General features: G+C 69.9%; 9 protein-coding genes and 1 pseudogene. 6 read left to right on the forward strand and 4 right to left on the reverse strand.

Annotated features, from left to right (window positions below):
• The first annotated feature begins 320 nt into the window (after positions 1–320).
• Both ACFY1E_RS03625 and ACFY1E_RS03630 read left to right on the forward strand, forming a co-directional pair.
• Positions 321–545: a helix-turn-helix transcriptional regulator gene (locus tag ACFY1E_RS03625; protein WP_389070920.1), complete on the forward strand. Its 225-nt coding sequence runs from the start codon at positions 321–323 to the stop codon at positions 543–545.
• Positions 546–605: 60 nt separating this feature from the next.
• Positions 606–1,178, forward strand: a complete 573-nt coding sequence (locus ACFY1E_RS03630; RefSeq protein WP_389070922.1) for a GNAT family N-acetyltransferase — start codon at positions 606–608, stop codon at positions 1,176–1,178.
• On the opposite strand, the gene ACFY1E_RS03635 is transcribed toward ACFY1E_RS03630, so the two are convergent.
• Entirely contained in the window at positions 1,159–2,202 is a 1,044-nt protein-coding gene (locus ACFY1E_RS03635; RefSeq protein WP_389070925.1) for a zinc-dependent alcohol dehydrogenase family protein, read from the reverse strand. The two genes, ACFY1E_RS03630 and ACFY1E_RS03635, sit on opposite strands and share 20 nt — an antisense overlap.
• On the reverse strand, positions 2,153–4,459 hold the full coding sequence (locus ACFY1E_RS03640; protein ID WP_389070927.1) for an MMPL family transporter: 2,307 nt from the start codon (positions 4,457–4,459) through the stop codon (positions 2,153–2,155). The genes ACFY1E_RS03635 and ACFY1E_RS03640 overlap by 50 nt, the downstream gene beginning before the upstream one ends.
• A 131-nt stretch (positions 4,460–4,590) precedes the next feature.
• Between ACFY1E_RS03640 and ACFY1E_RS03645 the strand changes: the two genes are divergently transcribed.
• The 3 genes from ACFY1E_RS03645 (at position 4,591) to ACFY1E_RS03655 (ending at position 7,881) form a co-directional block, all read left to right on the forward strand.
• Complete coding sequence (locus tag ACFY1E_RS03645) at positions 4,591–5,262, forward strand: TetR/AcrR family transcriptional regulator (RefSeq protein ID WP_389070930.1); 672 nt, start codon at positions 4,591–4,593, stop codon at positions 5,260–5,262.
• 106 nt (positions 5,263–5,368) lie between these two features.
• Entirely contained in the window at positions 5,369–5,608 is a 240-nt protein-coding gene (locus tag ACFY1E_RS03650) for a heavy-metal-associated domain-containing protein (RefSeq protein WP_115913507.1), read from the forward strand.
• A 20-nt stretch (positions 5,609–5,628) separates the two neighbouring features.
• Positions 5,629–7,881 (forward strand): heavy metal translocating P-type ATPase, encoded by a 2,253-nt coding sequence (locus ACFY1E_RS03655; RefSeq protein WP_389070932.1) that lies wholly within the window; start codon positions 5,629–5,631, stop codon positions 7,879–7,881.
• A 692-nt stretch (positions 7,882–8,573) separates the two neighbouring features.
• Here the strand turns inward: ACFY1E_RS03655 and ACFY1E_RS03660 are convergent.
• Both ACFY1E_RS03660 and ACFY1E_RS03665 read right to left on the reverse strand, forming a co-directional pair.
• Positions 8,574–9,863: a citrate synthase gene (locus ACFY1E_RS03660; protein ID WP_030934849.1), complete on the reverse strand. Its 1,290-nt coding sequence runs from the start codon at positions 9,861–9,863 to the stop codon at positions 8,574–8,576.
• Between the two features lie 262 nt (positions 9,864–10,125).
• Positions 10,126–12,384 (reverse strand): ATP-dependent RecD-like DNA helicase, encoded by a 2,259-nt coding sequence (locus ACFY1E_RS03665; protein WP_389070935.1) that lies wholly within the window; start codon positions 12,382–12,384, stop codon positions 10,126–10,128.
• Between the two features lie 81 nt (positions 12,385–12,465).
• Between ACFY1E_RS03665 and ACFY1E_RS03670 the strand changes: the two are divergent.
• Positions 12,466–12,699: pseudogene (locus ACFY1E_RS03670) on the forward strand (substrate-binding domain-containing protein); the annotation flags it as partial.
• Positions 12,700–12,821 lie beyond the last annotated feature (122 nt).

Genomic DNA, 12,821 nt, shown 5'->3' on the forward strand with positions numbered 1-12,821 from the left:
GTCGCCTGCTGAAGCGCCGGGTTCGGTGCGGGTGCCCGGTGGGCCGGACCCGGCAGTGGGTCCGGGCCACCTCGCCGATGTCAACGCCCCGCGCCCCTGAGCCCGCCGGTGCGTTTGCTGCGCCCGTGTCACAAACACCCCTTTCCTGTCACGGGTGTCGCATGTGAGCGAGGCTTGTGTCACACCCGCCCCACAGGCCCTGCCCTCCCCTCACGCTCCGTCGTTGACCGGGCACAGATCTGTGATCGCCAGCGCAGCGCCCGGTTCCCCCGACGGCCGCCCCCGGCCGCCCCCGCGGTGCGCGCGGGGAGGTGCTACCCATGACCGACCGAAGGCTCTGGTCGTACAAGGAGATCGCGGCGCACATCAGGGTGCAGCCGGACACCGTGCGGTCCTACCGCAAACACGGGCTGCTGCCGCCGCCCGACCACGTCGAGGGCGGCAAGCCCTTCTGGTACGCGGACACCGTCCGGGCCTGGGTCGCCTCCCGGCCCGGAAACCGCGGCCGCAGAGACGACGAGGCCCCCGACCAGCCGTTCTCCTGACCCCCTGACCTGCCGAAAAACGACCTGTGCCCCACCTGACCAGTGGGGCACAGTCGTCCCATGAGCGACTTCTCGGTGAAACCCGTACTGACCGGCGAGAGGACCGTCCTGCGGCCCTTCACCGCGGCCGACGCCGAGGTGATGGGGGAGATCATCGAGGACCCCGAGGTCATCCGCTTCACCTATGAGCCGTCGACCGAGCTCACTCCGGAGCGCCTGCGGTCCTGGTACGGCTCCCGGGCCACCGCCCCCGACCGGCTCGACCTCGCCGTCACCGACCCGGACAGCGGTGAACTCCTCGGCGAGGTCGTCCTGTACGACTGGGATCCGGTGGCGCGCAGTTGCACGTTCCGCACCCTCATCGGGCCCCGGGGTCGTGGCCGCGGCATCGGCACCGAGGCCACCAGGCTCATCGTCGGGTACGGCTTCGAGCAACTGGGCCTCCACCGGGTCCAGTTGGAGGCCTACAGCCACAACCGACGCGCCCTGCACGTCTACGAGAAAGTCGGGTTCGTCGTCGAAGGTGTGCGGCGGGAGGTGCAGCTACGGCACGGGGAGTGGGCCGACGAGGTGATCATGTCGATCCTCGACCGGGAGTGGGCCGCCCGCTCGTTCAACTCCACGGCTCGATGACCGTCACCCCCGCTCCCGGCGCCGTCCCCATCGCAGCCAGCGCGTCCGGGGTCGCGTCCAGGGTGATCGTGGACGTGACCAGCAGGTCGGGGCGGAGCACACCCGCTCTGACCAGCTCCAGCATCGGCGGATAGGTGTGCGCCGCCATGCCGTGGCTGCCGAGGAGTTCGAGCTCCAGGGCGATCGCCCGGGCCATCGGGACGGGGGTCGTGCCGGTGGGCGACGGGAGCAGGCCCACCTGGACGTGGCGTCCGCGGCGGCGCAGGCCGTTCACCGAGGCGGCGCAGGTGGCGGGCGAGCCGAGGGCGTCGAGGGACAGCTGGGCGCCGCCGCCGGTCAGCTCACGGATCGCCGCGGCCGTATCGGCTGTCCGTGTCGCGTCCACACACTCCGTCGCGCCGAACTTCCGCGCCAGGTCCAGGGCCTGAGGCGATACGTCCACCGCGATCACCCGCGCCCCCGACGCCGCCGCGATCATCACCGCGGACAGGCCCACACCCCCGCAGCCGTGCACCGCGACCCACTCCCCCGCCGCCACCCGGCCCTGCTGCACGACCGCGCGGAACGCCGTGGCGAAGCGGCAGCCCAGCGCTGCCGCTGTGGCGAACGACAGGCCCTCCGGAACGGCCACCAGGTTCACGTCCGCGTGGTCCAGCGGCACGTACTGGGCGAACGAGCCCCAGTGCGTGAAGCCGGGCTGGGTCTGGCGCTCACAGACCTGCTGGTCGCCTGCCGCGCATGCCGCGCAGTTGCCACAGGCGCAGACGAACGGGACGGTGACGCGGTCGCCTGGGCGCCAGGCGGTCACTCGGGCGCCGACGGCCTCTACGACGCCGGCCAGTTCGTGGCCCGGTACGTGGGGCAGGGTGATGTCCGGGTCGTGGCCCTGCCAGCCGTGCCAGTCGCTTCGGCAGAGGCCGGTGGCCTCGACGCGGACGACCACTCCGTGGTCGGCGGGGCGGGGGTCGGGTACCTCACGTACGTCGGGCCGGCTCCCGTACTGCTCGATCACCACTGCCCGCATCTGCGCTCCCATCGCCGTTTGTGTGTGCGGGTACATCGTGGCTGGTCGCGCTCCGCGGCGGAGCCGCAGTTCGATGCAGCCCCGCGCCCCTTACGGGGCGCTCGTCCTCGCCCTCACTCAGACCGAACCGCTCGTGGAACCTCCGCAACGGCCCCGGCGCCCACCAGGTCGCCCGTCCCGTCAGCCTCATCACCGCCGGTACCAGCAGGCTCCGTACGATCATCGCGTCCATCAGTACCGCCAGGGCGATGCCCAGGCCCAGCATCTTGGTGTTGGTGACCCGGGAGGTGCCGATGGCGACCATCACCACTGCCAGGATCACCGCCGCCGCTGTGATCAGGCCGCCCGTGCGCTGCAGGCCGTGGCGGACCGCCTCGTTGTGGTCGCCCGTTCTGTCGTACTCCTCCTTGATGCGGGAGAGCAGGAAGACGCCGTAGTCCATGGAGAGGCCGAAGGCCACGCAGAACATCAGGACCGGCAGGGTGGTCTCTATGGAGCCGGGGCTGGTGAAGCCGAGCAGGCCGGACAGGTGACCGTCCTGGAAGACCCACACCACCGCGCCGAACATGGCGGTCAGGCTGAGTGCGTTGAGCACCACCGCCTGGATCGGTATCAGCACGCTGCCGGTCAGCAGGAAGACCAGGAGCAGGGTGACGATCGCGATGAAGGCGGCCGCCCAGGGCAGGCGCTCGGCTATCGCGTGCTTGGAGTCGACCAGGACGGCCGCCGTGCCGGTCACCTTGGTGTCGAAGGGGGCGTGCGTGGCACGTAGTTCACCCACCAGGCGCTGGGCCGCGTCGTCCACGGCCTCACCCTTCGGCAACACGGTGAAGTACGCCGACTGCCCCTTCACCAGCGGGCCGTCGACCCTCAGCACGCCGGGCAGATCAGCTATTCGGTCCTTGTACGCGGTGTACTGGGCGGGGGTCGAGCTGCCCTCGGCGAGCACCTCCAGACCGCCGCCGGGGCTGCCCGGGAAGCCGTCGCGGATGTGCTGCTGAACCACGTGGGACTCCGCGGTCGAGGGGAGCTGACGGTCGTCCGCGGTGCCGAACTTCACGCCCAGGAAGGGCAGTCCGAGGACGATCAGGACGGTGGTGGTCGCCACGGCGAAGAGCGGGGCCCGGCGCATCACGAGGGTCGCCATCCGCGCCCAGGCCGTGCCCTCCTCGCCGGAGGCCTTCGGCGCCCGTCCGCGCCGGAACAGGCGGCGCAGATCCAGGGAGTTGACCCGGTGTCCGAGCAGCACCAGGGCGGCCGGGAGCAGGATCAGCGCGGCCGCGGCGGCCAGCAGGACCACCGCTATGCCGGCGTAGGCGAAGGACCGCAGGAAGTACTGCGGGAACAGCAGCATCGCCGCGAGGGAGACCGCGACCGTCAGGGAGGAGAAGAGGACTGTGCGGCCGGCCGTGCGCAGGGTGGTGCCCACCGCCGTCAACGGGTCGGCGCCCGTGGACAGTTCCTCACGGAAGCGGCGGACGATGAACAGCGCGTAGTCGATGGCCAGACCCAGGCCCAGGGCCGTGGTGAGGTTCATCGCGAAGACCGAGACGTCGGTGAACTCGGTCAGACCGCGCAGCACCGCGTTCGTGCCGAGGATCGCGACGATGCCGATGCCCAGCGGCAGCAGGGCGGCGATCGCCGAGCCGAAGACCATCACCAGCAGCACGAGCGTCACCGGCAGGGCGATCATCTCGGCGCGGGTCAGGTCCTCCTTGATGATCGTCTGCATCTCGTGCCGCACGGCGACGAGGCCGCCGACCTTCACCTGCACCGCGCCGTGTGAGCCGCGGTAGTGGGGCGCGATGCGGTCCAGGGTGTCGCCCATCGCCTTCTCGTCGCCTGTGATGTGCGCGGCGATCAGCGCCTCATGGCCGTCCTTCGCACGGAGGGCCGGCGACTTGGACTGCCAGTAGGAGCCGACGCCTATGACGCCCTTCTCCCCGGCCAGGCGCGCGGTGAGGCGGCGTGCCTGGGCGGCGACGGCCGGATCGTCCACCGAGGAGCGGCCCGCGTCGACGAGCAGCAGCAGGTTGGGCTGGGAGTCCGGGAACTCGCGCTCCAGCGCCTTGGTCGCATACGTCGACTGGGCGGCCGGGTCCTCCCAGCCACCGCTGCCCAGGCGGTCGGCGACGCCGCTGCCGGCCAGCACGGCGAGCGCGGTGATGACCAGGGCCACCAGGAGTGAGAGCCGCGGGCGGGCGGTCACGAAGCGGGTCCAGCCCCCGGGACGCGGTGGTTTGTTGACTTCGGTCATCGTGCGGTGTCCCCTTCACCGTGGAAACCATAAACTGGCAAACACGAGAGATCGCTCGCGTTTCATCTGGACCCAGAATGCGAGCGACCGCTCGTGTTTGTCAATCGCGTTCGGAGAACTGGGGATAACGCGTGCCCGAGAACTCACAGCAGGAGCAGCCGCGCCGCCGCCAGGCCCGCGGCGAGCGCCGCATCGCCCAGCTCCTGGAGGCCGCCGCCTCGGTCTTCTGCACCACCGGCTACACGGCCGCCAGCACCAACGCCATCGCCCGCGAGGCCGGCGTCTCACCGGGCACGCTGTACCAGTTCTTCCCGAACAAGGAAGCGATCGCGATCGAGCTGGGCGACCGGCTGATGCACGAGATGCGGGAGACGTACGGCGAGGCGCTCGCACCGGTCGACCCGGCGACTCCGCTGGAGGAGGCCGTCGGCGCCGCCGTGGACCGGTTCATCGCCTTCAACTGCGACCACCCGGTGTTCTTCGCGCTGATGCACGGCCCCGACATCCCGGGCCGGATCGCCGAGGAGCACGACGCCCTGCACGCGACCCTGGTCTCCCGGATCGAGGCCCTGCTGTCCTCATTGCTGCCGGACACACCCCCGGCCGACGTCACCCGCACCGCGCATGTCTGCCTCGGCATGTACAAGGCGGGCCTGGAGCTGGTACTCGCCCACGAGGGCGCCGAGCGCGACGCGTACACCCGGGAGATCAAGAACGTACTGATCCGCTATCTGGAGCCCCTGGTCGGCGATCGACTGGGCACCCGGGAGGACACGGGCGCCGCCACGACTCGCACCGCATGAGTGCCGCACCTCTCCTTGGATGGGTACCCCCTAGGGGTATAGTGTGAGAAGTGGAGGGCCTCCCGTGGGCCCCCGCAGCCCCACACGCCTCGACGAGGAGAACGACATGACCGCCCAGACCGACACCCCGGGTACCGTCACCGCCGTCTACAAGGTGAGCGGCATGAGCTGCGGACACTGCGAGGGTTCCGTCTCCGGTGAGATCCGCGAGCTTCCCGGCGTCAGCTCGGTGACGGCCGTCGCCGCGTCCGGTGAGGTCACCGTCGTCTCCGCGGCCCCGCTCGACGAGGCGGCCGTACGCGCCGCGGTGGACGAGGCGGGCTTCGAGCTCGTCGGCCAGGTCTGACCGAGGTCCGGGAGCCCGAGATGAGCAGCACCACCACAGAGACACCGGCACCGATACCCACGGCAGCGGACGCCTCCGAGGTCGAGCTGCTCATCGGCGGGATGACCTGCGCCTCCTGCGCGGCCCGCGTCGAGAAGAAGCTCAACCGCATGGACGGCGTCAGCGCCACGGTGAACTTCGCGACGGAGAAGGCGAAGGTCACCTACCCCGCGGGCATCCAGGTCGCCGACCTGATCGCCACCGTGGTCAAGACGGGATACACGGCCGAGGAGCCGCCCCCGCCGCAACCCGAGCCCGCCGCCGAGGAGGAGGCCGCCGAGGACCCGGAACCGGCCTCCTACCGGCAGCGCTTCACCGTCTCCGCCCTGCTCGCGCTCCCCGTCGTACTGCTGTCGATGATCCCGGCCCTGCAGTTCGACAACTGGCAGTGGCTGGCGCTCACACTCGCCGCTCCTGTCGTCGTCTGGGGCGGACTGCCGTTCCACCGAGCCGCCTGGACGAACGCCCGGCACGGCGCCGCCACCATGGACACACTGGTCTCGGTCGGCACGCTGGCCGCGTTCGGCTGGTCGCTGTGGGCACTGTTCTTCGGCGACGCGGGCATGCCGGGCATGCACGACGAGTTCAGGTTCACCGTCTCGCGCATGGACGGGGCGTCCACCATCTACCTCGAGGTCGCCGCGGGCGTCGTCGCGTTCATCCTGCTCGGGCGCTGTCTGGAGGCCCGCTCCAAGCGCCGCGCGGGCGCGGCGCTCCGGGCGCTGCTGGAGCTCGGCGCCAAGGACGTGTCCGTCCTGCGGGACGGCCGTGAAGTGCACGTCCCCGTGTCCCGACTGGCCGTGGGGGATCGCTTCGTCGTACGGCCCGGGGAGAAGATCGCGACCGACGGCACCGTCGTCGAGGGTGCCTCCGCCGTGGACGCCTCGATGCTGACCGGCGAGTCGGTGCCGGTGGACGTGGGCGTGGGCGATGCCGTCACCGGGGGCACGGTCAACGCCGGCGGGCGGCTGGTCGTCGAGGCCGCCCGGGTCGGCGCCGACACCCAGCTGGCGCGGATGGCGAAGCTGGTGGAGGACGCGCAGAACGGCAAGGCCGAGGTGCAGCGGCTCGCCGACCGGATCTCGGCGGTCTTCGTGCCGGTCGTCATGCTGATCGCCGTCGGCACCTTCGGCGTGTGGCTCGGCGTCACGGGCGACACGGTGGCCGCGTTCACCGCTGCCGTCGCGGTCCTGATCATCGCCTGCCCGTGCGCGCTGGGCCTGGCCACCCCGACCGCGCTGCTGGTCGGTACGGGGCGTGGTGCCCAGCTCGGCATCCTGATCAAGGGCCCGGAGGTCCTGGAGTCCACGCGCCGCGTCGACACCGTCGTACTCGACAAGACGGGAACGGTCACCACCGGCCGGATGACCCTGTGCGAGGTGTACGCCGTCGCCGGCACCGACGAGAAGGAGGTGCTGCGGCTCGCGGGCGCCGTCGAGCACGCCTCCGAGCATCCCGTCGCCCGGGCGATCGCGCTCGGCGCCGAGGAGCGGGCCGGGCGGCTGCCGGAGGTCGAGCGGTTCGAGAACGTGCCCGGGCGGGGCGTACGCGGCCGTGTGGAGGGCCGCGAGGTGGCCGTGGGGCGGCTCTTCGAAGAGCTCCCCGAGGAACTGGCCCGCGCCAGGGCCGAGGCCGAGAGCGAGGGACGTACCGCCGTCGTGGTCGGCTGGGACGGGGTGGCACGCGGTGTCGTCGCCGTCGCCGACGCGATCAAGGAGACCAGCGCCGAGGCGGTGCGCGAACTGCGCGCGCTGGGGCTCACTCCCGTGCTGCTGACCGGGGACAACAGTGCGGTCGCCCGGGCGGTGGCGCGCGAGGTCGGGATCGAGCAGGTGATCGCGGAGGTCCTGCCCGAGGACAAGGTGGCAGCCGTACGGCGGCTGCAGGCCGAGGGGCGGACGGTCGCCATGGTCGGCGACGGGGTCAACGACGCGGCCGCGCTGGCCACCGCCGATCTGGGTCTGGCGATGGGGACCGGGACGGACGCGGCGATCGAGGCGGGCGATCTGACGCTGGTGCGCGGGGATCTGCGGGTGGCCGCGGACGCGATCCGGCTGTCCCGCAGGACTCTGGCCACGATCAAGGGCAATCTGGTGTGGGCCTTCGGATACAACGTGGCCGCGCTGCCGCTGGCCGCCGCGGGCCTGCTGAATCCGATGATCGCCGGGGCCGCGATGGCCTTCTCGTCGGTGTTCGTGGTGACGAACAGCCTCCGGCTGCGGACGTTCCGTTGACCTGCCGCGAGGTTACCGGCGGTTAGTCGAAGTCGAGGTGAGAGCACCTCTGGAGTCCGGCGCCAGCCTCACATAAGCTCTTCACAAGGCTCGCGCATCATCCTTACGCTTGGGCACCGATCGCTGTACCGGGGCTCTTGCGTATCTAACGGACAAATGCAAGAGACGCAGATCACAGTGATGTGAACGTAACCATCGAAGGGGTTCGAAGGTCTAAGTTGACGGTGTCAGGCAGCGTCTTGGGGGGCGTTTCCTGGCATCTGAGGATGTCTTGGGGGACTTCCTCAGAGGTGCGTTGCCGGGGCCACGTACACCGGGGTGCTTTGAGCGGCCCTCCCGAGCGTGCGTTGTCCCGGCAGACCGCACAACCATGAGTACGGCGAGTTTTGCTCATTCTGCTCAACGCTCGCCGCACTCGACAGCGATTCAGGCGCTGGCTTCACAGACGCCCGGCCGGATCCCGTGGGGGGAATCCGCACCGGGACATGGGAAGGCGCCCTGGACGTCGGCCCGTGGGGGGACCGGCGCCAGGGCGCCTTTCGCTTCGCGGATTCAGCCGAGGGGACTCGGGTCCTCAGATCGTCGTTCGGCTGAAGGCCGGTGGGGGCTTGTCGCGCCCACGCGGCGGAGCCGCAAATCGATGCGGCCCCGCGCCCCTCAAAAGCAGGTCGGGCCCCGTCACCGGCGGCGTATCAGCGCTCCTCGACCGGGACGAAGTCCCGCTCCACCACGCCCGTGTAGATCTGGCGCGGGCGGCCGATGCGGGAGCCCGGCTCCTTGATCATTTCGTGCCACTGGGCGATCCAGCCCGGGAGGCGGCCGAGGGCGAACAGGACCGTGAACATCTCGGTCGGGAAGCCCATGGCGCGGTAGATCAGGCCCGTGTAGAAGTCCACGTTCGGGTAGAGGTTGCGCTGGACGAAGTAGTCGTCCGAGAGCGCGTGCTCCTCCAGCTTGAGCGCGATGTCCAGCAGCTCGTCGGACTTGCCGAGGGCCGAGAGGACGTCGTGCGCCGCCGCCTTGATGATCTTCGCGCGCGGGTCGAAGGACTTGTACACCCGGTGGCCGAAGCCCATCAGGCGGACGCCGTCCTCCTTGTTCTTCACCTTGCGGATGAAGGAGTCGACGTCGCCGCCGTTCGCCTGGATGCCCTCGAGCATCTCCAGGACGGACTGGTTGGCACCGCCGTGCAGCGGGCCCCACAGGGCGTTGATGCCGGCCGAGATCGACGCGAACATGTTCGCCTGCGAGGAGCCGACCAGGCGGACCGTGGACGTCGAACAGTTCTGCTCGTGGTCCGCGTGCAGGATCAGCAGCTTGTCCAGGGCGGCGACGACGACCGGGTCGAGGTCGTACTCCTGCGCCGGGACCGAGAAGGTCATGCGCAGGAAGTTCTCGACGTAGCCGAGGTCGTTGCGCGGGTAGACGAACGGGTGACCGATCGACTTCTTGTACGCGTACGCCGCGATCGTCGGGAGCTTGGCGAGCAGGCGGATCGTCGAGAGGTTGCGCTGCTTCTCGTCGAACGGGTTGTGGCTGTCCTGGTAGAACGTGGACAGCGCCGAGACGACCGAGGACAGCATGGCCATCGGGTGGGCGTCGCGCGGGAAGCCCTTGTAGAAGTTCTTGACGTCCTCGTGCAGCAGGGTGTGCTGCGTGATGTCGTTCTTGAACACGGAGAGCTCGTCGACGGTCGGGAGCTCGCCGTTGATCAGCAGGTAGGCGACCTCCAGGAAGGTGGAGCGCTCCGCCAGCTGCTCGATCGGGTAGCCGCGGTACCGGAGGATGCCCGCCTCGCCGTCGAGGTAGGTGATGGCGGATTTATAGGCGGCGGTGTTCCCGTAACCGCTGTCCAGCGTCACCAGACCGGTCTGGGCGCGGAGCTTCCCGATGTCGAAGCCCTTGTCGCCGACGGTGCTGTCGATCACCGGGTAGGTGTACTCGCCGTCGCCGTACCGCAGTACTACAGAGTTGTCGCTCACGTCTTCCCTCACCGACGTAGTGCCTCATCTTCGAGGTTGCCCTGACTGTCTCTACCATCCCCCAATTGGCTCAGGAGAGTGCACTCGGGGTCGACCATCGGGCCTATTGACGGCACTGAGTGCCGCCAACTTGCTCATCCTGCCCCCTTGATTCCCCATCCGGAAGTGCTGTGTGACCTTCACGACTCATTTGATCGATCATTTTTCGTGATGCCTGTCTCAAACCCGGCTCGGCGGGGCCGCAAGGGGGTCCAGGGAGCTCTCACAGGGGTCTCGGGGAGAGCCGGAAGTCGAGTGCCGTGCAGCGTCGCCCGGCCGACACCGTGCGCACCGCCTGGCCGATCGCCTTGCGCGAACCGACCAGGACGACCAGCTTCTTGGCCCGGGTCACCGCGGTGTACAGCAGGTTCCGCTGCAGCATCATCCAGGCTCCGGTGGTGACCGGGATCACCACGGCGGGATATTCACTCCCCTGGGAGCGGTGAATGGTGACGGCGTACGCATGGGCCAGCTCGTCCAGTTCGTCGAACTCGTACGCGACCTCCTCGTCCTCGTCCGTCAGTACCGTCAGGCGCTGGTCGACCGGGTCGAGCGAGGTGACCACGCCGACGGTGCCGTTGAAGACACCGTTCTTGCCCTTCTCATAATTGTTGCGAATCTGGGTGACCTTGTCGCCGACCCGGAAGACCCGGCCGCCGAACCGCTTCTCCGGCACATCCGGGCGGCCCGGGGTGATGGCCTGCTGAAGCAGACCGTTGAGCGTGCCGGCGCCGGCCGGGCCGCGGTGCATGGGCGCGAGGACCTGCACGTCCCGGCGCGGGTCGAGCCCGAACTTGGCCGGAATCCGGCGGGCCGCCACATCCACCGTGAGCCGCCCCGCCTCCTCCGTGTCGTCCTCGACGAAGAGGAAGAAGTCCTTCATGCCGTCGGTGACCGGGTGGTGCCCGGAGTTGATCCGGTGCGCGTTCGTCACCACCCCCGACTGCTGGGCCTGGCGGAACACGCGTGTGAGGCGGACGGCGGGGATCGGGCTGCCCTCGGCGAGCAGGTCGCGGAGCACCTCGCCGGCGCCCACGCTGGGCAGTTGGTCGACGTCCCCGACGAAGAGGAGGTGGGCGCCCGGCGGGACCGCCTTCACCAGCTTGTTGGCGAGCAGCAGGTCCAGCATGGAGGCCTCGTCGACGACCACCAGGTCCGCGTCGAGCGGGCGGTCCTTGTCGTACGCCGCGTCACCGCCGGGCTTCAGCTCCAGCAGTCGGTGGACGGTGGAGGCCTCGGCCCCGGTGAGCTCGGCCAGGCGCTTGGCGGCGCGGCCCGTGGGGGCGGCCAGGACGACCCTCGCCTTCTTGGCGCGGGCCAGCTCCACGATCGAGCGGACCGTGAACGATTTTCCGCAGCCGGGGCCGCCGGTCAGCACGGCGACCTTCTGGGTCAGCGCCAGCTTGACGGCGGCCTCCTGCTCGGGCGCGAGCTCGGCGCCCGTACGGCCCTTCAGCCAGGCCAGCGCCTTGTCCCAGGCCACGTCGTGGAAGCCGGGCATCCGGTCCTCGGCGGTGCGCAGCAGCCGCAACAGCTGGGCGGAGAGGGAGAGTTCGGCGCGGTGGAAGGGGACGAGGTACACGGCCGTCACCGGGTCGCCGCCGTCCGGTCCTGGCACCTTCTCCCGTACGACCCCGGGGTCCTCGCCCTCCTCGGGCGGCTGGGCGAGCTCGGCGAGGCACTCGATGACCAGGCCCGTGTCGACCTGCAGCAGCTTCACCGCGTCGGCGATCAACTGCTCCTCGGGGAGGTAGCAGTTGCCCTGGTCGGTGGCCTGCGACAGCGCGTACTGCAGGCCTGCCTTCACGCGCTCCGGGCTGTCGTGCGGGATGCCCACGGACTGGGCGATCTTGTCAGCGGTGAGGAAGCCGATGCCCCAGACGTCGGCCGCGAGGCGGTACGGCTGGTTCTTGACGACGGAGATCGAGGCGTCGCCGTACTTCTTGTAGATGCGCACGGCGATGGAGGTGGACACCTCGACGGTCTGGAGGAAGAGCATGACCTCCTTGATCGCCTTCTGCTCCTCCCAGGCGTCGGCGATCTTCTTGGTGCGCTTGGGGCCGAGCCCGGGCACCTCGATGAGGCGCTTCGGCTCCTCCTCGATGATCTGCAGGGTGTCGAGGCCGAAGTGCTGGGTGATGCGGTCGGCGAAGACGGGGCCGATGCCCTTGACCAGCCCCGAGCCGAGATAGCGGCGGATGCCCTGGACGGTGGCCGGGAGCACGGTCGTGTAGTTCTCCACCGTGAACTGCTTGCCGTACTGGGGGTGGGAGCCCCAACGGCCCTCCATGCGCAGGGATTCGCCGACCTGGGCGCCGAGCAGCGCGCCGACGACCGTGAGCAGGTCTCCGGCTCCTCTGCCGGTGTCGACCCGGGCGACCGTGTAGCCGTTCTCCTCGTTGGCGTACGTGATCCGCTCCAGGACGCCCTCGAGCACGGCCAGTCGCCGCTCCTCCGTAGGGTTCCCCGCTTCTTTTGCCATGGCCCGACGGTACCGGTGAGGTGTGACAGCGGCGGGGCTCAGGGACCACGCCCTGCGCCGCAAGGCCGGTGCGACCCCGGTAAGGCCCTGGGCGACAAGACCGGCAAATCAGTCGCGGTCATCGGCTTCGACGGCACCCCGGAGGGCCTCAGCGCCGTCGAGGCGGGCACGCTTTACGCGTCGGTGGCCCAGCAGCCGACGGAACTCGGCAGAATCGCGGTACAGAACGCGGTGGAGGTCGCCGAGGGCAAGAGGGTCACGAAGTCGGTGACGGTGCCGGTGAAGGTGGTCACGAAGGAGAACGTGGCCGGCTTCGGCGGCTCACGAGGCGACCGGCAAAGGGGAACGGGCGGGCGGTCGTTGCTGCCAGGGGAGCCGGGGGTTGCTCGGGTGGTTGCCCGGCGGCGACAGCGGCCCGCCACACGTCATCTCTCATC

The organism is Streptomyces sp. NPDC001604 (genome assembly GCF_042893475.1).
GTDB lineage: Bacteria > Actinomycetota > Actinomycetes > Streptomycetales > Streptomycetaceae > Streptomyces.